This window comes from Streptomyces sp. SGAir0957 (assembly GCF_043523415.1).
In genome coordinates this window covers 3,594,480-3,618,487 of sequence record NZ_CP027293.1, presented here as the reverse complement: position 1 = coordinate 3,618,487, position 24,008 = coordinate 3,594,480, and the positions used below count along the sequence as shown (strand labels likewise).

The window sequence follows — 24,008 nt, the reverse complement described above, 5'->3', positions numbered from 1 at the left end:
CCCGGCCCCGCACCCCTCTACCGGGCGACGGCGGTGACCCGCTCACTCTCGACGCGCTTGGTGAGGCCCTCGTCGTCGAGGAGGTCCAGATTGCGGCACAGGACGACTGAGCCGCCCGTGGCCAGCGGGGAGAGGAGCCCGGCGCTCAGCCCCTCCCACGTGTCGTACGCCAGTCCGGACAGCAGCCGCGCACCAGGACCGGTGAGACCGAGCCCTGCGGCGTCGGCGCTCGCCTTCGCCACCACCTCGGCGCCCGTCCACTCGGCGCCGCCGAGGGCGAGGGCGGGGTCGTCGGGGCCGACCGGGGTGAACGGGACGAAACGATCGCCCTGCGACGGCACCTCCACCGCGTAATCGGCGAACCCCTCCGGCGACTGCGGGAACCGCCCGCCGAGCGGGCGCAGCGCGAGGGCGATCCGCTCGCCCGAACAGGCGCGGGCCGCTTCGAGCGAGTCGGGGCCGCTGACCACGATGTCGGCAGCGGCCGGATCGCCGTCGACGTCGGCGACGACGCCCACGGACGAGCACGCGAGCAGCCATACGGCGGTCTGCCAGTGCGCGGGCAGCAGCAGGGCGACGCGGTCACCGGGCTCGGCGTTCAGCTCGCCCTGCAGCAGATTGGCCGTCTTGGCCACCCAGTTGGCGAAGGTCGCCACGGACAGTTCGACGCGTTCGCCCGTGGCGTCGTCGTAGAAGGTGACCAGGGGGCGGCCCGGGTCGGCGGCGAGCGCGTCCTGCAGAAGCTGAGCGGGGGTCCGGGCTACGACATTCACGCCTTCACCCTAACGCCGACCGCGCCTGCCCCGGGCGGATCCCTTTGCGCGGGCCTGCTGAAACGGTGCGCCTGGTGGGGGCCGGTTCTACGGTCCCCCGGCGCTGGGGTGCCGCCCCTTGCCCGCCCTGCCGCCCTGGGGACCCCCCCGGGCCGGCAGGGCGGGGCCTTGGTCGGCGACCGTAAGGACCACCGGGGTGCACTCGCGTCTCGACGGGAGGGGACGTGTCGGGGTGCCCCCGCAGGACTCCGCGGGAATGCAGTCCAGGATGACGCGCCTATGGCGGACGGCGGGGGATGAGGCCTATCCGGCCGAGGAGGTACCCCGGCGCGGCCCCGCCCCACGACACAACAGGCGGCACACCCAACGCGCGCGGCCCCGCCCAACCCCAAGACCCGGCGCGCCCTGGCGCGCCCCGCGCCTGACACCCCGTCACCGCCACACCCACCCGTATGGCACACCCCAATGGCCCGATCACCCCAACATGACCACGATCATGGGCATGCGTGGATTCCTTGCTACCTCGATCGGCGTCACCTGCGTGGCCGCCCTGGCCCTCCCCGCGGCAATGCCCTCGCACGCCACGACAGCCCAGGACGCCCTCTCGGGCAGCACCCAGTCCCTGCCCCTCACCCCGCCGACCGCAACCCCCCGCGCCACCCCACACCCGTACCTGCCCCAACGCGACGTCCGCCCGTTCTCCCTGGTGGGCGTCGTCTGGGACGACCCGAACGCCGAGCTGCACGGCCGCGTCCAGGTCCGCACCCGCACCACCGGCACGAGCACGTGGTCCGCGTGGCAGACCCTGGAGACGCACACGGACGACGCCCCCGACCCGGAGGCCCCCGAACGCGCCGCAGGCCACACGCACGGCTCGACCGCCCCGCTCTGGGTGGGCGACTCCGACGGCGTAGAGGTCCGCATGGAGGGCGAGGGAGAGGGCGAGGGAGGGGACGCGGACAAGACCCGCACCACACCCCCCGAGCCCCTCCCGAAGGGCCTCCGCCTGGACCTCGTGGACCCGGGCCCGGAACCCGCGGACACCCCGCCCGCGACATCGGCCCCGGAAGCGGAGACACCCCCCGCCAAGGCCTCCGAGAGCACAGACGCAACCACAACCACGGACGCAGCTACGACCACAGACGCAACCACGACCACGGACGCAACCACGACCACGGCCGCCCACCAGGCCCCCCGCCCGAGCATCGTCACCCGCAAGGGCTGGGGCGCGGACGAAAAGCTGCGCGAGAAGAAGCTCGGCTACACGAAGAAGGTGAAGGCGGCCTTCGTGCACCACAGTGCGACCGGCAACAACTACACCTGCGCACAAGCCCCTTCAGTCATCCGCAGTATCTACCGCTACCACGTCAAGAGCAGCGGCTGGCGGGACATCGGCTACAACTTCCTCGTCGACAAGTGCGGCCGCATCTACGAGGGCCGGGCGGGCGGTGTCACGAAGCCGGTCATGGGCGCCCACACCCTCGGCTTCAACACGAACAGCACGGGCATCGCGGTGCTGGGCTCGTACAGCGGCACGAACCCGCCCGCCGCGGTGGCGACCGCCGTCGCGAAACTCACCGCGTGGAAGCTCGGCCTGTCGGGCGCGAACCCCGCGGGGACGACCTATCTCAAGTCGGGCGGTGGCAATCTCTACGCCAAGGGAAAGAATGTGCGACTGCACGTCATCTCCGGCCACCGGGACGGCTACGCAACCGATTGCCCGGGGAGCCGTCTCTACAAAAAGCTAGGCACGATCCGCAGCAGTGCGGCCCGCCTCCAGGGCCGCTGACGCCGGCCGCCAGGGGCGCGACACGGTCTGCATACACTGGCCGGCCGAAAGACAGTTCGGCCGGCCCCAGCAGGAAGCAGAGACGACAGGTGACAGAAGCGATCCTCCTGGTCGGCGGCAAGGGCACGAGACTGCGCCCGCTCACGGTGAACACGCCGAAGCCGATGGTGCCGGCGGCGGGTGTGCCGTTCCTCACGCACCAACTGGCACGGGCGAAGGCCGCGGGCGTCGACCACATCGTGCTGGCGACGTCGTACCTGGCGGAGGTCTTCGAGCCGTACTTCGGGGACGGCTCCCGCCTCGGCCTGGAGCTGGAGTACGTCACCGAGGTCGAACCGCTGGGCACGGGCGGGGCGATCCGCAACGTGGCCGAGCGCCTGCGCTCGGGCCCGGACGAGCCGGTCCTGATCTTCAACGGCGACATCCTGACGGGCCTGGACATCGCGGCGCTGGTGGACGTGCACGAGTCGACCGGCGCGGACGTCTCCCTGCACCTCTCCCGCGTGGAGGACCCGAGGGCGTACGGCCTGGTGCCGACGGACGGGACGGGCCGGGTGACGGCGTTCCTGGAGAAGCCGCAGACGCCGGAAGAGATCGTGACGGACCAGATCAACGCGGGCGCGTACGTGTTCCGCCGCTCGGTCATCGACACGATCCCGACGGGCCGGCCGGTGTCGGTGGAGCGCGAGACGTTCCCGGGTCTGCTGGCGGCCGGCGCGCACCTTCAAGGCATGGTCGACTCGACGTACTGGCTGGACCTCGGCACCCCGGCCGCGTTCGTGCGCGGCTCGGCCGACCTGGTCCTCGGCCGCGCCCCGTCCCCGGCGGTGCCCGGCCGCTGCGGCGACAGCCTGGTCCTGCCGACGGCGACGGTCGCGCCGGACGCGAAGCTGACCGGCGGCACGGTCGTCGGCGAGGGCGCGCGGATCGGCGAGGGCGCGCGGGTCTCCGGCTCGACGGTCCTGGACGGCGCGGTGATCGAACCGGGCGCGGTGATCACGGACGCGCTGATCGGCAGGAACGCGCACATCGGGGCGCGGACGATCGTGACCGGCGCGGTGGTGGGCGACGGCGCCCACGTGGGCGCGGACAACGAACTCCAGACGGGCGTCCGCATCTGGTGCGAGGCACACCTCCCCGCGGCCGCGCTCCGCTTCTCGTCGGACCAGTAGGCCGGGGCCTGGCAGATCTGACCTGGGCCCGGGTCGAATGCTGGGCCTGGGCCCAGGGCGGGTTCCGGGGCGAGTCCGGGCCGGGGTCCGAACCGAGGCCCGCTCCTGGGTCCGGGCCAGGTCCCGAGCCGAGATCTGGGACGGTTCCGAGCCGAGATCCGGGTCCAGTCCTGGGCCGAGGTCCGCACCGGGTACGGGCCGGGGTCCGTATCTGAACCCGGGCCGAGAGCCGGGCCGTGTGACGGACCCCGCCTTCCGACCGCCCCCGGAGCGGCCGGAAACCCCCTACCCTCGTAGGGCTACACCCGCCCCACCCGAGGACCCCCGTGGCAGGCCGCCGATACACCCCGCGTACGCAGACCCCGCTGACCCGCACCACCGTGCGGGCCGGCGAAACCCGCGTACCCGCACCTGCCCCCGCTCCCGCGACGGCACCCGCCTCCGCCCCCACCCTCACGGCGGCACCCCCGGCCACCCGCACGTACACCCCCGCCGCCCCCCTGCACCTGGGCCTGACCCTGGGCCCGTTGCGCCGAGGCCCCGCCGATCCGACGTTCCGTACGACGCCGGACGGCGCGGTGTGGCGGTCGAGCCGCACTCCGCAGGGCCCGGGCACGCTGCGGATTGCCGAGCGCGGCGGCACCGTACACGCACAGGCGTGGGGCCCGGGAGCGGACTGGTTCCTGGAGCAACTCCCGGAGCTGTTGGGCGAGTTGGACGACCCGACCCCGTTCGAGCCGAGGCACCGCCTGGTCGCCGAGTCGGCCCGTCGCCGCGTGGGCCTGCGGCTGACCCGTACGGGTCTGGTCCTGGAGAACCTGATCCCGTCGATCCTGGAGCAGAAGATCACGACGGACGAGGCGTACCGCGCCTGGCGTCTGCTGCTGCACCGGCACGGCGAACCGGCCCCGGGCCCGGCAGGGCAGGAGCTGCGGATGCGGGTCGTGCCCGACGCCCGTACGTGGACGCTGATCCCGTCGTGGGAGTGGCACAGGGCGGGCGTCGACAACAAGCGCGCGTCGACGATCATCCGCGCGGCGCGGGTGGCACGCCGCATGGAGGAGGCGGCGGCGATGGAGCCCGTACAGGCCCGCGCCCGCCTCGAACTGGTCCCGGGCATCGGCCCGTGGACCTCGGCCGAGACGATCCAGCGCACGAACGGCGCCCCCGACGAGGTGACGACCGGCGACCTGCACCTGCCGCACACGGTGGGCTACGCGCTGGCGGGCAACCGGGACGCGACGGACGAGGAGATGCTGGAGCTCCTGGCCCCGTACGCGGGCCAGCGCCACAGGGCGGCCCGCCTGATCCTCCTGTCAGGCGTGGCCCCGCCCAGAAGGCAGCCGAAGATGCGCAGGGTGGACATCGCACAGTGGTGACCCCCGCACCTCACTAGGCCCGCCGCTGAGCCACGTCGACGGAGCCGCCTTCAAGCGATCTCGACCGGGGCCGCTCGACAGGACCTCGACCGATACGCATCGAGGCGATCTCGCCTGAGACGCTTCTCCGCGACCTCAACCGAGACGCCTCCACGCGACCACGCCCGCGGCACCTCGACACGACCTCAACCGAACCCCGGGCTACCGCATCTCACCCAACCCGAGGCCGCCTCACCCCACGTCCCCCGGGCCCGCCCGACCGCCCCCTACCTACTACCTACCGCACCTCGACAAACGCCGAGACCACCCGATCCGCCCGAACCGGCGGAGCCACAGCCGCGTGGCCGACCGCGACCGCCCCCATCGGATCCCACTCCGCGGGCAGCGCGAGCACGTCCCGTACGACGTCGCGGCAGAACATCGTCGAGGACACCCACGCGGAGCCGAGCCGCTCCCCGGCCAGCGCCACGAGGAAGTTCTGCACCCCGGCCCCCGCGGCGACGACGAACATCTCGCGCTCGGCGGCATCCCGCCGGGCGTCCCCGTACGTGTGCGACCCGTCCATGACGAGGCAGGGGACGACGAGGTAGGGCGCGTTGCGCAGCACATCGCCGCGCCGGACGCGCCGCGCGATGGACTCCTCGCTCTTCCCGTCGCGCCGCAGGTCGGCGATCCACGCGTCCCGCATCGCGTCGAGCAGCCGTACGCGGGAGTCCTCCGATTCGAGGAGGACGAAGCGCCACGGCGTCGTGTGGTGCGGCGCGGGCGCGGTCACGGCGGCGGCGACGGCGCGCCGCACGGCTCCGGGGTCGACGGGCTCGTCGGTGAAGGCCCGTACGGTGCGCCGCTGGGTGACGGCTTCGCGTACGGCCTCGGAGGTCCCGAGCCGGAACATGTCGTCCCGGGCGACGCGTACCAGTTCGCGCGCGGACCCGCCTCGCCCGCCTTCCGCCACCACGCCACGGAGCCCGCGCACGACGGCGACCGGCAGCCCCCCGGCCTTCCCCTTCACAAGATCACCCGCGGCGGCCAGCTCGTCCGCGACGGCCACCACGGTCGCGTGCAGCGGATTCCCGTACGCGTCGAAGCCGCCCCGCAGATCGTCGAGTACCTGGACACCGGCGGCGCCGATGGCGACGTCGGTGAGCCCGTTCCGCCAGGGGCGGCCGAAGGTGTCGGTGACGATGACACCGACCTCGACGCCGAGCGCGTCCCGCACCCCGCGGCGGATCGCGGCGGCGGAGGCGTCGGGGTCCTCGGGGAGCAGGAGCACGGTTCCGGCCGGGGTGTTGGACGCGTCGACGCCCGCCGCGGCCATCACGAGGCCGAGCTTGTTCTCGACGATGCGCAGCGGCCCGCGCCGGGCGACGACGCGGACGGTCTCGGCGTCGATGGCGGTCTCGCGGTCGTCGGCGCGGACGATCCGCCCCTCCGCCTTGCTGACGATCTTCGAGGTGACGAGCAGGACGTCCCCGTCGGCGAGCGCGGGCTCGGCCGCAACGATCAGCTTGGCGAGATCGTCCCCCGCCTTGACCTCAGGGATGCCGGGGACGGCCCACGCCCGAAAGGACGTCGACGAAGATGGGGATGAGGACGGGGACGAGGACGAAGGCGTACCGGAACTCACGCGACCCGCACCTCCTCCGCCAGCCGCAGGGCCTCCCGCGCCATCGCCGCGGCGGCCGTGCCCTCCTCCGGGTCCGTCATGAGCAGCGGCACGGCCCGGCACCGGATCCCGGCGGCCTCGACGCGCTCCACGACCCCGGCGTCCACCGTGTCGACGAGCCATCCGTCGAGCAGCCCGGACCCGTAGTGCTCGGCGACGGCGGCGGCGTTCGACTCCACGCCCACCGCGGCGAGCACCTTGTCGGCCATGCCGCGCACGGGCGCGTCACCGATGATCGGGGAGAGGCCGACGACGGGGACGCCCGCCTCCGCGATGGCCTCCCGGATGCCGGGCACGGCGAGGATGGTCCCGACGCTGACGACGGGGTTGGACGGCGGGAAGAGGATGACGTCAGCCTCGGCGATGGCTTCGAGGACGCCCGGCGCGGGCTTCGCGTGCTCGGCGCCGACCGGCACGACGGCCTGGGCGTCGACGGAGGCCCGCAGCTTCACCCAGTACTCCTGGAAGTGCACGGCCTTGCGCTCCCCGTCGATGTCGACGGCGACATGGGTCTCGACCCGGTCGTCGGACATGGGGATCAGCCGCACCCCGGGCCGCCACCGCTCGCACAGCGCCTCGGTGACCGCGCTGAGCGGGTAGCCGGCGGCGAGCATCTGCGTACGGACGATGTGGGTGGCGAAGTCGCGGTCGCCGAGGCCGAACCATTCGGGTCCGACCCCGTACGCCGCGAGCTCCTCCTTGACGTGGAAGGTCTCGTCGGTTCGCCCCCAGCCCTGTTCCTCGTTGATGCCGCCGCCGAGGGTGTACATCACCGTGTCGAGGTCGGGACAGACCTTCAGGCCGAAGAGGTGGATGTCGTCCCCGGTGTTGCCGATGACCGTGATGACCGCGTCGTCCGGGGCGGCCTGCTTGAGACCGCGAAGGAACCGGGCACCACCGATGCCGCCTGCCAGAACCACAATGCGCATGGCCCCAGCATCGCAGGCAGCTACGACAACGTGGCAGTGGGCACCGGACAGTGGGCACCGGACCGCAGGTGTCAGACAGTGGCGTGCCGGGCCGTGGTGCAGGTGGGGGAGTGCAACGGCATCTCGGTCAGGCCCGGGTAGTAGACGTGCAGGCTGACGGCCGGTTCGAGGGAGTCGTTGACGACCTCGTGCGCGTACCCCGGCGCGAACACCCGCTGCGCGCCCGCGGTGAGCCGCCGGCTCGCGCCCTTCTCCGTACGCTCCGTCAGTTCGCCCTGCAGCAGGGTGAGTACGCCGGACGAGGGTCCGTGGTCGTGCATTCCGCTGCCTTGTCCCGGCACCCAGGACAGCAGCCACACCTCGTAGCCGGGCCCGGTGCGCAGCCGGTGGTACCAGCGGCTCGTGGCGTCGTACTCGACAAGGTGGGCCCATTGCGCGCGGTCGGCGGCGACGGCGCGTGCGAGACCGACGAACTCGGCCACCGTCTCGGGGTGTTCACGGGCGGGCCGGAGCAGGTGCGGTACTTCGAGGATGTCGCCGGCGATCTGGAGGTCGCTGTCGCTGTTCATCGGTGTGGGGTTCCTCGGAGGGGAGTGCGGGGTGCCCCGTAGGGGGGCGCGAAGCCGTACAAGGGAGGAGAAGATGCCGGTGAGGGCGGGCGGTGCGGAGGCGGCGGTCGGAGCTCAGTGGCTCAACGGCTCAGTGGCTCGACGACTCAACAGCTGGAACAGCAACAGTGCGCGCGGGCAACGGAGACGGACCCGGCGGTGCGGGTCGTCGTCATCAGTGCCAAGTTCGCGAGCATGCCCACCAGCACACCGGTTCATGCCTGCGCTGTCAACTCAATGTCCGGATAGTGGGAAATGTTTCACCTCATCCGGTATCCCGGAAAGGCGAAAGGTTTGTGCACCCCGTTGACCGGACATGTGGCGCAGCAGCCCGGCACGCAAACGCCGTTGCGATCCTGTGATCCGAATGTGATCCGGTTCGCTTCTGCGGGCGTGCCGGAACGAGATCAAACTTCGCGGCGTCCTCCCATGTAGTGGTTTGCACGGGGTAGGGCATCCATGTGGGTCCTTCTGGGACCCGACATGGGGCGCTGGAGAGTGTTCCGGTTTTTGCCGATTTGAACACTTTCCGCATAGCCTTGGTTCCGCAGAGTGAATAAGGGGCCCAATAGCAGATCGCGGCTTGACTGCCCCGGATCGGCACACTTGTAATTTCACTCGTGTCGTTCAGCCGGATTCGGTAACGGCAACATCACGGGGACGCACGGACGGACGAGGGGCGCACTATGACCGAGTCGTTTCAGGATCTGCTGGTCGAGGACGCGGAAGAGGAACTCGGCTGGCAGGAGCGCGCACTGTGCGCGCAGACCGACCCCGAGTCCTTCTTCCCGGAGAAGGGCGGCTCCACCAGGGAGGCCAAGAAGGTCTGCCTCGCGTGCGAGGTCCGCTCCGAGTGCCTCGAGTACGCACTTGCCAACGACGAACGGTTCGGCATCTGGGGCGGCCTGTCGGAGCGCGAGCGCAGGCGTCTGAAGAAGGCCGCGGTCTGAACCGCCACCGGACCACCACCGGGCCCACCCTGACCGGGTCCACCACCGGGCCCACCCTGACCGGGTCCACCACTGGACCCACCCTGACCGGGTCCACCACCGACCGGACCCACCCTCACCGGGTCCACCACCGGACCCACCCTCACCGGGTCCCGTGCTCGAACCACTGTCTGATGTGACGTCAGACCCGCTTCCCGCGCGGTACGTAATGTGCCGTACGTACGGCCCGTCCCTTGTGGTTGTCCACAGGCGGCGGGCCGCTTGTGTTGCCAGCCGTTAGTGTGGGGCCCCGTCCGAGACGCCTCCGTGTCCCCAGCGGACACAGACGTCCACCACAGTCCAACGAACCGGGGCCCGTACCTCGATGTCCGTGCACAGCCATACGGCAGACCAGTTCGGTACTGCCGCCGCCACGTTCAACCCGGGGCACGCCACAGGGCTCGACCCGAGCGGCGCCCCCGAGTTCCCCCGGCATGTCGTCACCGCCGTCCTCGTCTCGCACGACGGCGCCCGCTGGCTGCCAGCGGTCCTCTCGGGCCTGCTCGGCCAGGAGCGCCCCGTGCAGGACGCGGTGGCGGCCGACACGGGCAGCGCCGACGACTCCGCGGCCCTGGTCGCGGGCGCCCTCGGTGACGAGCGCGTGCTGCACCTCGCGCGCCGCACCGGCTTCGGCCAGGCCGTCGAGGAGGCCGTGCGCGGCGCCGGTGTGCTCACCCCCGAAGAGCTGCCCTACCTGAAGCGGCCGAGCGGCTGGGACCCCGTCAGCCGGCAATGGCGCGACGACGCCTATGACCTGCCCGAGCTGCCGCACGGCGAGCCGGAGCAGTGGCTGTGGCTGCTGCACGACGACTGCGCGCCCGAACCCGACGCGCTCGCCCAGCTGTTGCGCGTCGTCGAGATGGAGCGCGAGGCCGGCTCCGACGTCGCGATCGTCGGCCCCAAGCTGCGCGGCTGGTACGACCGCAGGCAGCTCCTGGAGGTCGGCGTCTCCATCGCCAACTCCGGGCGCCGCTGGACCGGCCTCGACCGCCGCGAGCAGGACCAGGGCCAGCACGACCACGTACGGCCCGTCCTGTCCGTCTCCACCGCCGGCATGCTGATCCGGCGCGACGTCTTCGAGCAGCTCGGCGGGTTCGACCGCAGGCTGCCGCTGATGCGGGACGACGTCGACCTGTGCTGGCGCGCCCAGGCCGCGGGGCACCGTGTCGTCGTCGCCCCCGAGGCCGTCGTGCGCCACGCCGAGGCGTCCTCGCGCGAGCGCCGCACCGTCGACTGCGTCGGGCGCACGGCCTCGTCGCCGCACAAGGTCGACAAGGCAGGCGCCGTCTACACGCTGCTCGTCAACGCGCGCGGTGCGGTGCTGCCCTGGGTCCTGATCCGGCTCGTGCTCGGCACCCTGCTGCGCACGGTCGCCTACCTCGTCGGCAAGGTGCCGGGACAGGCCTTCGACGAGATCACCGGCCTGCTGGCGACCCTGCTGCGACCGGGGCGGATCCTCGCCGGTCGACGGCAGCGCGGCCAAGGTGTGGTGGACGGCAAGGAGCTGCGGCCCCTGTTCCCGCCGCCCGGCGCGACGCTGCGGCTCACCGTCGAGCAGGTCGCGGGGAACCTCTTCGACGGCGCCGACCCGGAGAGCTCCAACGCGGGGCGCCACGGCGGCGGCGGACTCGAATCGGGGCCCGGCGACGACGACGACTTCATCCAGGTCGAGCAGTTCGCCCGGCTCAAGCGCATCGCCCGCAACCCCGGGCCGATGCTCTTCGTGGTGCTCCTTTTCGTCTCCCTGATCGCCTGCCGCGGCCTCCTCGGCAGCGGCGCGCTCGCCGGCGGAGCCCTGCTCCCCGCGCCCGGCGACGCCTCCGACCTGTGGTCCCGCTACCTCGACGCCTGGCACGCCACCAGCACCGGTTCCACCGGCTCGGCGCCCCCCTACCTCGCGGTCGTCGCCGCGCTCTCCACCCTGATGCTCGGCTCGACGGGCCTCGCGGTCACCGTGCTGCTCGTCGGCTCGGTACCGCTGGCCGGATTCACCGCCTACTTCGCCTCCAGGCGGCTCGTCCAGTCCCGGCTGCTCCGCGCGTGGGCGGCCGTCGCCTACGCCTTCCTGCCCGCCGCCACCGGCGCCCTCGCGGGCGGCCGCATCGGCACCGCCGTACTCGTCATCCTGCTGCCGCTCATCGCGCGCGCGGGCATGTCCGCCGCGGGCCTCATGAACGACAAGGGCGCCCGCGGCAGCTGGCGCGCCACCTGGGCGTACGCGCTGCTCCTCACCATCGCGACGGCCTTCACTCCCATCGTCTGGCCGATCGCCCTCGTCCTCGGCCTCGCGCTCCTCGCCCTGCGCCGCGGCGACATCACCGCCTACGGGCTGCGCTTCCTGGCCGCCCTCGGCACGCCGCTGCTGCTGCTCGCGCCCTGGTCGCTGACGCTGCTGCCGTTCGGCTTCTTCGAGGAAGCGGGCCTGCCGTACGGAGCGTCCAGCGGCACCGCGCTCAGCCTGCTCGGCGCCTCGCCCGGCGGCCCCGGCACCACCGGCAGCCTGCTGCTCATCGGCCTCGTCCTGGCCGCGCTCGGCGCACTGCTGCGCCAGGAGCGCCGCCTCGCGGTCCTCACCGCCTGGGCCGTCGCCATCGTCGGCCTGGTCTTCGCGGTCCTCTCCAACAACTCGACGTGGGCCGGTCCCGCCACCCTCGTCTACGGCATCGCCCTCCTGGCCGCCGCCGCGCTCGGCGCCGACGGCGCGCGCTCCCGCGTGGCCGAGCAGAGTTTCGGCTGGCGCCAGCCGGTGGCCGCGCTCGTCGCCTTCGCCGCCGCCGCCGGCCCCCTGCTGCTCGCCGCCGGCTGGATGATCGCCGGCGCCGACGGGCCCCTGGAGCGCCGCGACCCGGTGCAGGTCCCCGCCTTCGTCGCCGAGGAGGCCGGCACCCGCGACCAGGCCCGCACCCTCGTCCTGGCCGGTTCCACGGGCCAGGTCTCCTACACGCTCGTCCGGGGCGCGGGCGCGCGCCTGGGCGACGGTGAGCTGACCGCCGCCGCGGGCGAGAACCAGAACCTCGACAAGGTCGTCTCCAACCTGGTCGCGGGCTCCGGCGCCGACCAGGCCGACCAGCTCGGCGGCTTCGCGGTCCGCTACGTCCTCGTACGGGACGGGGCGCCGCGCCAGATGAGCCGCGTCCTGGACGCGACGCCGGGCCTGACCCGGCTCAGCCAGCAGGACGGCACCGCCCTGTGGCGCGTCGACCGGCAGGTGGCCCGCGCCGTCGTCCTGCCCACGGCCGACGCGGGGCCGACGGCCGAGGAGGCCAAGCCGCTCGCGGCGGGCCCGGTCGACCTCCACACCGAACTGCCGAACGGCGGCGAGGGGCGCGTGCTGCGCCTCGCCGACGAGGCCGCAGAGGGCTGGACCGCCACCCTGGACGGCAAGCCCCTGACGAGGACCACGGTCGACGGCTGGGCGCAGGGTTTCGAACTGCCCGCCTCGGGCGGCACCCTGGACGTCACCTACGAGGCGCCGTTCACGCACACCGCCTGGCTGTGGGCGCAGGGCGTGCTCGCCCTCGTCCTCGTGGTGCTCGCGCTGCCCGGGCGGCGCAAGCACGTCGACGACGACCTCCCGGAGGAGCCGGTCGTGCCCGCGCAGGACGCGTCGGGCGACGGCCGCAGGGCGCGCCGCCTGCGCGCGCAGGCGGAGGCCGAACAGGCCGCTGCCGAGCAGGCAGGGCAGCCGTCCGCCGAGGAGGCCGTGCCGGTCCAGGAGGCGGCTCCGGCCGCGGACATCCCGCAGCAGCAGCCGTACGACGACTGGGAGCAGCCCGCACACGCGGGCGACGCGTACGGCACGTACGCGCCGGACGGGCAGCAGCAGTACCAGGGCGGCTACGGCTACGACCCGCAGTCGGCCACCGCCTACCAGAACGACCCCTACCAGGCAGGCTCCTACGAGGCGGACCCCTACCAGGCGGATCCGTACCAGGCGGGCCAGTACGACCCGTACGCCTACGGGGGCCCGTACGACGCGCAAGGGCAGTACGACCCGACGTACGAGCAGCACGGCCACGGCGCCGGCCAGGGCAACGGCCAGGACCGCGGCAACGGCCACGGTGCAGACAGTGAGCGCCCCGACGGGAGCCAGCAGTGAACCGCACGACCCTGTCCCTGATCGCCGCGGTGACGGCGCTGGCCGCCGTCACCGGGTTCGCCGCCACGACGTCCGGTGGCACGGACGACGGCACTCCCGCGAAGGCGGCCGCCCAGCTGCCCGTCGAGCGCTCCAGCGTGCTGTGCCCGTCCCCGGGCCTGTCCGAACTCGCGGAGACCGCCTACACGTCCTACACGCCGCCCTCCAAGGGCAGCGGCGGCGACAAGGCGGGCAAGGCGCAGCTGGTGCCCGCCGAGAGCGGTTCGAGCGACGCCGGGAGCGGCAAGGGCGGGACGAAGAAGCCGAAGACCGTCGCCGTCCCGAAGGAGCCCGGCACGCCCGCCGCCGGTGAGGCGTCCGGGGCCGACGCGCCCGCCGTGCTCGGCACCGCCGACGGCGCCCTCGCACCCGGCTGGACCGTGCAACAGACCACCGAGGTCGCCGCCGGCACGGGCCGCGGCCTGGCCGGTCTGACCTGCTCGGCGCCGGACACCGACTTCTACTTCCCCGGCGCCAGCACCGCGAAGGACCGCAGCGACTACATCCACCTCACCAACCCGGACGACGAGGCCGCGGTGGTCGACGTGCAGCTCTACGGGCCCGACGGCACCGTCAAGTCCGAGGTCGGCGAAGGCATCCAGGTCGGCCCGCACGCGAGCGTGCCGGTCCTGCTCTCGACGCTGACCGACAAGCCGTACACGAACCTGACCCTGCACGTGACCGCGCGCAGCGGCCGGATCGCCGCCGCCGTGTCGGCCGCCGACGACAAACTGGGCGGCGACTGGCTGCCCGCCGCCGCGTACCCGGCTCCCTCGCTGGTCCTCCCCGGCATCCCGAAGGACGCCACGAGCGTGCGCCTGGTCGCCTTCGCGCCGGGCCAGGACGACGCCGACCTGAAGATCCAGCTCGCCACCTCCACCGGCAAGATCGCGCCCGCCGGGAACGACACCCTGCACGTGAAGTCCGGCATGACGGCCGCCGTCGACCTCGGCGCCCTCACGCGCGGCGACGCGGGCTCCCTGCTCCTGTCGCCGACGGACGCCTCCGTGCCGGTCGTGGCTGCGCTGCGCGTCGTGCGCGGCAAGGGCGCGAACCAGGAGACCGCGTTCATCCCGGCCGCCCGCGACATCGGCGCGCGCGCCACGGTCGCCGACAACCGCGCCAAGGGCTCCACGCTCGCCCTGACCGCTCCCGACGCCACCGGCAAGGTGAAGGTCACCGCCTCCGCCGGGGCCGAGGGCGGCACCGCGACCAGCAAGGAGTACACGGTCAAGGCCGGTACGACGCTGTCGGTCCCCGCGCCCGTCCCGGACGGCCTGAAGGGCGCGTACGCGCTGACGGTGGAGCCGGTGTCGGGCGGCAAGGTCTACGGCTCGCGCCTGCTGGAGGAGAAGCGGGACGGCGTCCCGGCGTTCACCATCCAGACGCTCCCCGACGACCGGGGGACGGTGTCGGTGCCGGACTCAGGCGAGGACCTGTCGATCCTGCAGAAGTAACTCGTTCGGGGCCTTCGGGGCCTTCGGGGCCTTCGGGGCACTACGCGCGCGTGGGCACTCCGCTTGGCTCCTCATTACGCGCGCGTAGTCACTCCTTTAGGCGCCGCTACGCGCGCGTGGTCACTCCTCGCCGTCCTCGTACCGGGGATCGACGGTCTCGGGGGTGATCCCGAGGACCTCGGCGACCTGTTCCACCACCACGTCGTGGATCAGGGCGGCCCGCTCGTCGCGCCCCTTGGTGCGGATCTCCACGGGGCGCCGGTAGACGACCACGCGCGCGGGGGTGCCGTCCCGCGCGGGGATCATCCCGCCGAGCGGCACCGTGTCGGGGCCCCACGCCTCGTCCTCGGCGGTGAGCCGGGGCACCTCGAGGATCAGGAAGTCGACCTCGGCCAGCTGCGGCCAGCGTCGCTCCAGGCGCTCCACGGAGTCCTGCACGAGGTCGGCGAAGACCTCGGCGCGGCTCGCCGACAGCGGCACCTGCGGCGGTGCGACGGGCCCGCGCATCCCGCGGCCGTGCCGGTCGCGGCGGCGGGCCGGTCGCGGCTCGGCGGGGGAGTCCGGCTCGGCGGGGGACTGCGGCGGTACCTGCCCTTCGGGCGGGAGCGGGTTCTCGGCGTTGAGGGGCCTTTCCATCACCGACGCAGCGTAGTCCTCCCGGGCGTTCGGGGAGGGGCGGCTCCGCACCGGGCGCGGCATGTCGCTCACCACGCGCCCGCATGTCGCTCACCACGCGCCCGCATGTCGGTTCCTGACCGATCAAGCCAAACTTGGGCCTGATTCCGCTTCCCTCCCGGACCGTTGATCTCGTGACAATTGAAGCTATTTGCCCCGAGTGGTGACCGCTTTCAACTGTCCGACGGGGTACGGGACCCACGGACGCCGCAGGTCAAAAGAGGGCCTCCGGAGGTCGGTGTGGGCCATCTCACGCCACGACACGGTGGGGTGACCTCGGGGAGAGTCGTCGCGGCCCGCTCAGGAGTGCGGTACCGTCCAACGTCGTGAGCCCTGTACGTCGCTGTTCGCGCACCGCTTGCGGCCGTCCCGCCGTCGCGACGCTGACGTACGTCTACGCCGACTCGACCGCGGTCCTCGGCCCTCTCGCCACCTACGCCGAACCCCACTGCTACGACCTGTGCGCCGAGCACTCCGAGCGGCTCACCGCGCCGCGCGGCTGGGAGGTCGTCCGTCTCACCGACGGCAGCGCCCCCGCCCGCCCCAGCGGCGACGACCTGGAGGCCCTGGCCAACGCCGTGCGCGAGGCGGCCCGCCCGCAGGAGCGCGCGGCAGGCGCGGGCGGCTCCGGGGGGCGCCACGCGGACCCGATGGAGGTCGCCCGCCGCGGCCACCTCCGCGTCCTGCGCTCGCCCGACAACTGACGCGCGCCTCGCCGCCCTTCGCGGGCCGCCTCGGAGTGCTGCCTGCAGGCAGTGCTGCTTGCAGGCGGTGCTGCCTACAGGCATTGCTGTCATCGGAAAGCGCCTTCACGGGATCTTCGCCGTCGTACGCGTTGACCGTTGATTGTCGAGGACACGACGATTTCGCCACCCGCACCACGGACCGGGATCCCGGAGGCGCTCGTGTTCGTCCAGCAACTGGAGCCGGTGAACGGCTCGCTCGGCCTGTCCGCCCTTGTCGCCGCGCTGCCCCTCGTCACCGTCCTCGTCCTGCTCGGCGCCGTCCGCATGAAGGCGCACCGCGCGGGACTGATCGGCCTCGGCGTCGCCGCCCTGGTCGCCTGGCTCGTGTACGACATGCCGCTCGGCCAGACCGTCTCCAGCGCCGCGCAAGGAGCGCTGTTCGGCCTCTTCCCCATCATGTGGATCGTCGTCAACGCCCTGTGGGTCTACCGGATGACCGTCCGCACCCGGCACTTCGACATCCTGCGCCGCTCGTTCGGGCGCCTCTCCGACGACCCGCGCATCCAGGCGCTCGTCATCGCGTTCTGCTTCGGCGCGCTCCTGGAGGCGCTCGCCGGGTTCGGCGCGCCGGTCGCCATCTGCTCGGTCATGCTCGTCGCGCTCGGCTTCGACCCGGTCAAGGCCGCGGTCGTCTCCCTGGTCGCCAACACGGCGCCCGTCGCCTTCGGCGCCATGGGCACCCCCGTCGTCACCCTCGCCCAGGTCACCGGCCTCCCGCTGGACTCGGTCGCCTCCGTCGTCGGCCGCCAGACGCCGCTGCTCGCGCTCGTCGTGCCCCTGGTGCTCGTGGGTCTGGTCGACGGCAGGCGCGGGCTGCGCGAGACCTGGGCGCCCGCCCTGGCCTGCGGAGTCGCCTTCGCCGTCGTCCAGTTCGCCGCCTCCAACTACGTCTCCGCCCAACTCGCCGACATCGGCGCCGCCCTCGCCGGCGCGGGCGCCCTCGTCGCCGTCCCGAGCGCGCGCAGGCCCGCCGCCGAACCCGTACGCGCCGCCGTCCTCACCGGCGTACGCAGCGAGGACCTCGACGAGGAGGACCCGCGCCGCGAAGTGCTGCGCGCCTACGCCCCGTACGCGCTGATCGTCGCCGTCTTCTCGGTGGCCCAGATCCCGGCCGTGAAGGACTGGCTCGCCAAGGCGACGCGAACCTTCGACTGGCCCTTCCTGAACGTGGCCGCCCCGAACGGCGAACCGGTCGGCGGCAACGTCTTCACGCTCCCGCTCGTCTCCACCGGAGGCACGCTCGTGCTGCTCGCCGGAGTGGGCACGGCGGTCGTTCTCGGCGTGCACGCGCGCGTAGCGGCGCGCGAATGGCTGGCAACCGTGTACGAGTTGCGGTTCGCGATCCTCACCGTCACGAGCGTCCTCGCGCTCGCCTACGTCATGAACCTGTCCGGGCAGGCCGCCAGCATCGGCCACTTCGTGGCGGCCGCGGGCGCGGGCCTCGCCTTCCTCTCCCCGGTCCTGGGCTGGTTCGGCGTCGCCGTCTCCGGCTCCGACACCTCCGCCAACGCGCTCTTCGGCGCCCTCCAGGTGACGGCCGCCCAGCAGTCCGGGCTCTCACCGGAGCTCCTTGCGGCCGCGAACAGTTCGGGCGGCGTCCTCGGCAAGATGATCTCGCCGCAGAACCTGACCATCGCCTGTGCCGCCGTCGGCCTTGCGGGCCGCGAGGGCGACCTGCTCCGCAAGGTGCTGCCGTGGAGCCTCGGGCTGCTCCTGGTGATGTGCCTGATCGTTCTCGCCCAGAGCACGTTCGTCCTGTCGTGGATGCTGCCCTGAACCACAGGCCGCGGGCCGGTTGCCGGTCCGGCCGGGTATCCGGACAGGTACGTTATGGGCCCATTAGTTTGTGCGTCCGGTGAGGACACTCCAGGAGGGCTGGTCGGGCCGTGGCTGCTGATCTGTCGCAGATCGTGAAGGCGTACGACGTGCGAGGGGTGGTCCCGGACCAGTGGGACGAGGAGCTCGCCGCACTCTTCGGCGCCGCGTTCGTCCGCGTGACCGACGCGACCGCGATCGTCGTCGGGCACGACATGCGCCCCTCCTCGCCCGGCCTCACCCGGGCCTTCGCGCGCGGCGCCACCGCCCTCGGCGCGGACGTCACCGAGATCGGCCTGTGCTCCACCGACCAGCTGTACTACGCCTCGGGCGCGCTCCAGCTGCCCGGCGCGATGTTCACCGCGTCGCACAACCCCGCGCAGTACAACGGCATCAAGATGTGCCGCGCCGGGGCCGCCCCGGTCGGCCAGGACACCGGCCTCGCCGAGATCCGGCGGCTCGCCGAGGAGTGGAGCGGGACGGGCGCCCCCGGGGCCGCGTCGACCGTGACCCCGGGAACCATCACGCGGCGTGACACGTTGGAGGACTACGCGGCACACCTGCGCGGCCTCGTCGACCTGACCGCCATCCGCCCCCTGAAGGTCGTGGTCGACGCGGGCAACGGCATGGGCGGCCACACGGTCCCGACGGTCTTCAAGGGCCTCCCGCTCGACGTAATCCCCATGTACTTCGAACTGGACGGCACGTTCCCGAACCACGAGGCCAACCCCCTGGACCCGGCGAACATCGTCGACCTCCAGGCCCGCGTCCGCGCCGAGGGCGCCGACCTCGGCCTCGCCTTCGACGGCGACGCGGACCGCTGCTTCGTCGTCGACGAGAACGGCGACCCGGTCTCCCCGTCCGCCATCACCGCGCTGGTCGCCTCCCGCGAACTGGCCAGGAACGGCGGCTCGGGCACGATCATCCACAACCTGATCACGTCCTGGTCGGTGCCCGAGGTCGTCAAGGAGAACGGCGGCACGCCCGTACGCACCCGTGTCGGCCACTCCTTCATCAAGCAGGAGATGGCCACCAGCGGCGCGATCTTCGGCGGCGAGCACTCCGCGCACTACTACTTCCGCGACTTCTGGAACGCCGACACCGGCATGCTCGCCGCCCTCCACGTCCTCGCGGCCCTGGGCGGCCAGGACGGCCCGCTGTCCGCCCTGGTCTCCTCCTACGACCGCTACGTCGGCTCGGGCGAGATCAACTCCACGGTCGCGGACCAGGCGGAGCGCCTCGCCGCGCTCAAGTCCGCGTACGGCTCCCGCCCCGACCTCACCCTCGACGAACTCGACGGCCTCACCGTCACCGCCCAGGACTGGTGGTTCAACGTCCGCCCCTCCAACACGGAGCCCTTGCTCCGCCTCAACGCGGAGGCCCGCGACCAGCAGACGATGGAGAAGGTGAGGGACGAGGTACTGACCCTGATCAGAACCTAGCCACACCTGCCGCCCCGATCCGCCGCCACACCACCGGACGCCCCTGCCTTCCACCGCACCACCGCATAGCGCCGGCCGAGCCCGCCCCCCACCGCAATGCCGCATCGCCGGACGGATCCGCCCCCTCCCAGCCCGTCCGGCGCTTGAGGACGAGCCTTTGGGGCGATGGCGCGAGGTGGCGGGGTGTGTCTTCACCGGGCGGGGTTCGCCCCCCCCAGCCCGTCCGGCGCTTGAGGACGAGCCTTTAGGGCGATAGCCCGAGGGGGCCGGAATGTCCCTCCGCCGGGCGAGCCCGACTCCCAGCCCGTCCGGCGTTCGAGGACGAGCCCTTAGGGCGATTGCGCGAGGGCGGCCGGAAGTCCTTTCGCCGGGCGAACCCCACTCCCAGCCCGTCCGGCGCTTGAGGACGAGCCCTGAAGGCGACCACCCCGCCGGGCCAGAACCCCCCGAACAAGAAACCCCACCCCCCGCACCAACCCCGGGCCCACCACCCCGCCCAAGCCCAGCGCAGCGCTACGCTGAGCTGGCCGCAAGCCCCGCGGCACCGCTCCACCCCGTACCCCGAAGGGACCCTCATGCCGCTCGAAGCCGGCCTCCTGGAGATCCTCGCCTGCCCGGCCTGCCACGCCCCGCTGAAGGAGGCCGACGCCGAGCTGGTCTGCACCGGCACGGAGTGCGGTCTGGCCTACCCGGTCCGCGACGACATCCCCGTCCTCCTGGTCGACGAGGCTCGCCGCCCCGCGTAACCGTCCCGCGAGCAGGAGGCCCGACCCGATGTTCGACGAAACGCTCCTGGACGACCCGGAGGCGCTGGCCAGGGCCGACCGCCGCGGTCTGTTGCGCGGCGCGGCCGAGGCGGGCGCCCGCGTCCGCACGGCGGCCCGGCACGCGGCCGAGGCCGGGATAAACGACCTGAAGCCGGACGGCCGCCCGCGCGCCGTGCTGATCGCGGGCCCCGGCACCGCGGCCACGGGCGTCGCCGAGCTGCTCGGCCGTCTGGCGGGCGCCGCGTGCCCGGTGATCCGCCTGCGCCCCTCGGGCGTGGCCCCGGCCCCGGGCGCTCTGCGCTGGGAGCTGCCCGGCTGGGCGGGCTCGGTGGACCTGCTCCTGATCGCGTCCCCGACGGGCACGGAGCCCAGCCTGTCCCTCCTGGTCGAACAGGCGTATAGGCGCGGCGTCACGGTCGTCGCCGTCTGCCCCAAGGGCGCCCCTCTGACGGAGTCCGTCGCGGGCGCGCACGGCCTTTTCGTGCCGATGGCGACCTCCCCGTTCGACCAGGACGAACTGGTCGCGGCGGCCGCCCCGGGCGTGCTCTGGTCCCTGCTCACCCCGCTCCTCGCGCTCCTCGACCGTACGGGCCTGCTGTCGGCCCCCGCGGAGACGCTCGAGAAGGTCGCCGACCGCCTCGACCGCACCGCGGAACGTTGCGGCCCGGCCATCGCGACGTACAGCAACCCGGCCAAGACCCTCGCCTCCGAACTCGCCGAAGCGCTCCCGCTGATCTGGACGGAGGGCGCCGCCGCGGGCCCGGCGGGCCGCCGCTTCGCGGCCGCGCTCGCCGAACTGGCCGGCCGCCCCGCGCTCGCCGCGGACCTGCCCGAGGCGCTGCCCGCCCACGGCGCGCTCCTGACCAGCGATCTCGCCGCGGGCTCCGACCCCGACGACTTCTTCCGCGACCGCGTCGAGGAGGGCCAGGCCCTGCGCGCCCGCGTCGTCCTGCTCCGCGACCGCCCGGCCGACGGCCTGTCCGCCGCCGTCGCCGCCCGCGAACTCGCCCTGTCCCACGACACCGCGATCAGCGAGCTGGAACCCGAGGAGGGCACGGACCTGGAAACCCTCGCGGAACTGATCGCCGTAACGGACTTCGCGGCCGTCTACCTGGGCCTGGCCTCGGGCACCTGAACCCTCCCGCCGACGCCCCCACGCCCTGCCCACCCGGCCTGCCCCGACCACCCGCCGCCGACACCCCCGGCCACACCCACCCGGCGCGCCCCGGCCACCCGCCGCCAACCCCCTCCGGGCCTCGATCGTCCGGGGTGACCCACCTACCCGCAGACGCCCCCCGCGCCACCCCGCCCACGGAGAAGCCCCAGATGGACGCCCTGACGAACACCATCCGCCCCTACGCCTGGGGCTCCACCACCGCCATCCCGCACCTCCTCGGCACCGACCCGACCGGCGAGCCGCAGGCCGAGATGTGGATGGGCGCCCACCCCGGCGCCCCGTCGCAGACCGACCGCGGCCCCCTCGATCAGGTCATCGCCGCCGACCCGACGGCCGCACTCGGCGACGCGGCGGCCGGGAAGTTCGGCCCGCGCCTGCCGTTCCTGCTGAAGCTCCTCGCCGCGGGTGCCCCCCTCTCCCTCCAGGTCCACCCGGACCTCGAACAGGCGAAGGAGGGCTACGCGGCCGAAGAGGCGAAGGGCGTCCCGGTCACCGCCCCCGACCGCAACTACAAGGACGCCAACCACAAGCCGGAACTGATCTGCGCCCTCACCGAGTTCGACGGCCTGTGCGGCTTCCGCACCCCGGAGGAGGCGGCCCGCCTCCTGGAAGGCCTCGGTGTCGACAGCCTCAAGCCGTACGTCGACCTCCTGCGCGCCCACCCCGAGGAGGCCGCGCTGCGCGAGGTCCTCACCGCCGTCCTGAGCGCGGACCGCGACGAGATGGCCCGCACCGTCGCCGACGCCACGGCCGCCGCCCAGCGCATCGGTGGCGCCTACGAGCCCTACGCGGGCATCGCCCACCACTACCCCGGCGACCCGGGCGTCATCGCCGCGATGCTGCTCAACCACGTACGGCTGCAGCCGGGCGAGGCCCTGTTCCTCAGCGCGGGCGTCCCGCACGCGTACCTGAACGGCCTCGGCGTCGAGATCATGGCCAACTCCGACAACGTCCTGCGCTGCGGCCTCACCCCCAAGCACGTCGACGTCCCCGAGCTGCTCCGCATCGTCCGCTTCGAGGCCACGGACCCGGGCGTCCTGCGCCCGGAGGCCGGCGCCGACGGCGAAGAGGTCTACGACACCCCGATCGACGAGTTCCGCCTCTCGCGCTTCGTGCTCCCCGCCGCCGCCCCCGCCCACGACCTGACGGCCGCCACCCCGCAGATCCTGCTCTGCACGGCCGGCACGGTCCGCGCGGGCGACCTCACCCTCGGCCCCGGCCACTCCGCCTTCGTCCCGGCGGGCGAAAAGACCGAAGTGTCCGGACCCGGCACCCTTTTCCGCGCGACCGTCGTGGCCTGACTCCCGCCCCTCCCGTCCCGTGCTGCAACAATGACCCACCGCAAAGGACAGGCAAAGCAGCACCACCTCTCACAGCGGCACGGGACGTACGAAGGGACACCGGGAACAACATGAGTGCTTCAGGCGGAGCAAAGGCGATCGTGGCGGCGCTCGCCGCCAACCTCGCCATCGCGGTATCGAAGTTCGTGGCGTTCCTCTTCAGCGGCTCCTCGTCGATGCTCGCGGAGGCCGTCCACTCCCTCGCCGACTCCGGCAACCAGTTCCTGCTGCTGATCGGCGGCAAGAAGGCCCAGCGCGAGGCGACCCCGCAACACCCCTTCGGCTACGGCCGCGAGCGCTACATCTACGCCTTCCTCGTCTCGATCGTCCTCTTCTCCGTCGGCGGCATGTTCGCCGTCTACGAGGGCTACGAGAAGATCAAGCACCCGCACGACCTCGAACACTGGTACTGGCCGGTCGGCGTCCTCGTCTTCGCGATCATCGCCGAGGGCTTCTCCTTCCGTACGGCCATAAAGGAGTCGAACCAGCTGCGCGGCAAGCTCTCGTGGGGCCAGTTCATCAAGCGCGCCAAGGCACCTGAGCTGCCCGTCGTCCTCCTGGAGGACTTCGGCGCGCTGATCGGTCTCGTCCTCGCCCTGCTCGGCGTCGGCCTGACCCTCGCCACCGGCGACGCCGTCTGGGACGGCATCGGCACCCTCTGCATCGGCCTCCTCCTCATCGCCATCGCGATCGTCCTCGCCCTGGAGACCAAGTCGCTCCTGCTCGGCGAGGCCGCCGGCACGGACGAGGTCCGCAAGATCGAGGAAGCGGTCGTCGACGGGGACACCGTCACCGGCCTCATCCACATGCGCACGCTCCACCTCGGCCCCGAGGAACTGCTCGTCGCCGCGAAGATCGCCGTCCAGCACGACGACACCGCCGCCGAGGTCGCCCGCGCCATCGACGCCGCCGAGGCCCGTATCCGCGCCGCCGTCCCGATCGCCCGCGTCATTTACCTCGAACCCGACATCTACAGCGAGACCGAGGCCGCCAAGGGCCCCGACCGTGAGGCGACGCCGGGCGGCCCCGCCCCGGCCCCGGGCCACTGATCCGGCCCGCAGCGGACGGCTTTCGGCCACGCCCCGCCCCGACTCGACGGAGACGGGGTGGGGCCGACTGGGCCGATCGGTGTAGATTCGTAACGAG

Annotated in this window: 18 protein-coding genes; 13 read left to right on the top strand and 5 right to left on the bottom strand. The window is 73.0% G+C overall.

Going from position 1 to position 24,008, the window contains the following annotated elements:
* Positions 1-17: 17 nt before the first annotated feature.
* Positions 18-773, bottom strand: a complete 756-nt coding sequence (locus C1N81_RS21115; RefSeq protein WP_394431367.1) for a TIGR03089 family protein — start codon at positions 771-773, stop codon at positions 18-20.
* 484 nt (positions 774-1,257) lie between these two features.
* Between C1N81_RS21115 and C1N81_RS21110 the strand changes: the two genes are divergently transcribed.
* From C1N81_RS21110 to C1N81_RS21100, 3 genes are all read left to right on the top strand, one after another.
* Entirely contained in the window at positions 1,258-2,562 is a 1,305-nt protein-coding gene (locus C1N81_RS21110; protein ID WP_394431365.1) for a peptidoglycan recognition protein family protein, read from the top strand.
* 89 nt (positions 2,563-2,651) lie between these two features.
* Positions 2,652-3,734: a mannose-1-phosphate guanylyltransferase gene (locus tag C1N81_RS21105; protein ID WP_394431363.1), complete on the top strand. Its 1,083-nt coding sequence runs from the start codon at positions 2,652-2,654 to the stop codon at positions 3,732-3,734.
* A 326-nt stretch (positions 3,735-4,060) separates the two neighbouring features.
* The gene (locus tag C1N81_RS21100) at positions 4,061-5,113 is read left to right on the top strand and encodes a DNA-3-methyladenine glycosylase family protein (RefSeq protein ID WP_394431361.1); all 1,053 of its coding nucleotides are present in this window, start codon (positions 4,061-4,063) and stop codon (positions 5,111-5,113) included.
* A gap of 277 nt (positions 5,114-5,390) precedes the next feature.
* Here C1N81_RS21100 and C1N81_RS21095 read toward each other — a convergent pair whose 3' ends face one another.
* From C1N81_RS21095 to C1N81_RS21085, 3 genes are all read right to left on the bottom strand, one after another.
* The gene (locus C1N81_RS21095) at positions 5,391-6,740 is read right to left on the bottom strand and encodes a coenzyme F420-0:L-glutamate ligase (protein WP_394431359.1); all 1,350 of its coding nucleotides are present in this window, start codon (positions 6,738-6,740) and stop codon (positions 5,391-5,393) included.
* The gene (gene cofD, locus C1N81_RS21090; RefSeq protein ID WP_394431357.1) at positions 6,737-7,708 is read right to left on the bottom strand and encodes a 2-phospho-L-lactate transferase; all 972 of its coding nucleotides are present in this window, start codon (positions 7,706-7,708) and stop codon (positions 6,737-6,739) included. The genes C1N81_RS21095 and cofD overlap by 4 nt, the downstream gene beginning before the upstream one ends.
* Positions 7,709-7,779: 71 nt before the next feature.
* Positions 7,780-8,277, bottom strand: a complete 498-nt coding sequence (locus C1N81_RS21085; RefSeq protein ID WP_394431355.1) for a cysteine dioxygenase — start codon at positions 8,275-8,277, stop codon at positions 7,780-7,782.
* Between the two features lie 725 nt (positions 8,278-9,002).
* On the opposite strand from C1N81_RS21085, the gene C1N81_RS21080 reads away from it, so the two are divergent.
* The 3 genes from C1N81_RS21080 to C1N81_RS21070 all read left to right on the top strand — a co-directional run bounded on the left by C1N81_RS21080 (position 9,003) and on the right by C1N81_RS21070 (position 14,900).
* Positions 9,003-9,266 carry a WhiB family transcriptional regulator gene (locus C1N81_RS21080; protein ID WP_127831770.1) on the top strand — a complete coding sequence of 88 codons (264 nt, stop codon included), beginning with the start codon at positions 9,003-9,005 and terminating at the stop codon, positions 9,264-9,266.
* 364 nt (positions 9,267-9,630) lie between these two features.
* Positions 9,631-13,404, top strand: a complete 3,774-nt coding sequence (locus C1N81_RS21075) for a glycosyltransferase (RefSeq protein WP_394431353.1) — start codon at positions 9,631-9,633, stop codon at positions 13,402-13,404.
* Complete coding sequence (locus C1N81_RS21070; RefSeq protein WP_394431351.1) at positions 13,401-14,900, top strand: DUF5719 family protein; 1,500 nt, start codon at positions 13,401-13,403, stop codon at positions 14,898-14,900. The genes C1N81_RS21075 and C1N81_RS21070 overlap by 4 nt, the downstream gene beginning before the upstream one ends.
* A gap of 120 nt (positions 14,901-15,020) precedes the next feature.
* Here the strand turns inward: C1N81_RS21070 and C1N81_RS21065 are convergent, their stop codons facing one another.
* Positions 15,021-15,407, bottom strand: a complete 387-nt coding sequence (locus C1N81_RS21065; protein WP_394438116.1) for a metallopeptidase family protein — start codon at positions 15,405-15,407, stop codon at positions 15,021-15,023.
* Between the two features lie 494 nt (positions 15,408-15,901).
* On the opposite strand from C1N81_RS21065, the gene C1N81_RS21060 reads away from it, so the two are divergent.
* The 7 genes from C1N81_RS21060 (at position 15,902) to C1N81_RS21030 (ending at position 23,911) form a co-directional block, all read left to right on the top strand.
* A complete protein-coding gene (locus C1N81_RS21060; protein WP_394431349.1) occupies positions 15,902-16,279 on the top strand; it encodes a DUF3499 domain-containing protein in 378 nt (125 codons plus the stop codon).
* A gap of 201 nt (positions 16,280-16,480) precedes the next feature.
* Positions 16,481-18,097 (top strand): L-lactate permease, encoded by a 1,617-nt coding sequence (locus C1N81_RS21055; protein ID WP_394431347.1) that lies wholly within the window; start codon positions 16,481-16,483, stop codon positions 18,095-18,097.
* 110 nt (positions 18,098-18,207) lie between these two features.
* Positions 18,208-19,578 carry a phosphomannomutase/phosphoglucomutase gene (locus tag C1N81_RS21050; RefSeq protein ID WP_394431345.1) on the top strand — a complete coding sequence of 457 codons (1,371 nt, stop codon included), beginning with the start codon at positions 18,208-18,210 and terminating at the stop codon, positions 19,576-19,578.
* 575 nt (positions 19,579-20,153) lie between these two features.
* Positions 20,154-20,324 (top strand): Trm112 family protein, encoded by a 171-nt coding sequence (locus C1N81_RS21045; protein WP_394431343.1) that lies wholly within the window; start codon positions 20,154-20,156, stop codon positions 20,322-20,324.
* A 28-nt stretch (positions 20,325-20,352) separates the two neighbouring features.
* Entirely contained in the window at positions 20,353-21,480 is a 1,128-nt protein-coding gene (locus C1N81_RS21040; protein ID WP_394431341.1) for an SIS domain-containing protein, read from the top strand.
* A 191-nt stretch (positions 21,481-21,671) separates the two neighbouring features.
* A complete protein-coding gene (gene manA, locus C1N81_RS21035; protein WP_394431339.1) occupies positions 21,672-22,823 on the top strand; it encodes a mannose-6-phosphate isomerase, class I in 1,152 nt (383 codons plus the stop codon).
* A 110-nt stretch (positions 22,824-22,933) separates the two neighbouring features.
* The gene (locus tag C1N81_RS21030) at positions 22,934-23,911 is read left to right on the top strand and encodes a cation diffusion facilitator family transporter (protein WP_394431338.1); all 978 of its coding nucleotides are present in this window, start codon (positions 22,934-22,936) and stop codon (positions 23,909-23,911) included.
* Positions 23,912-24,008 lie beyond the last annotated feature (97 nt).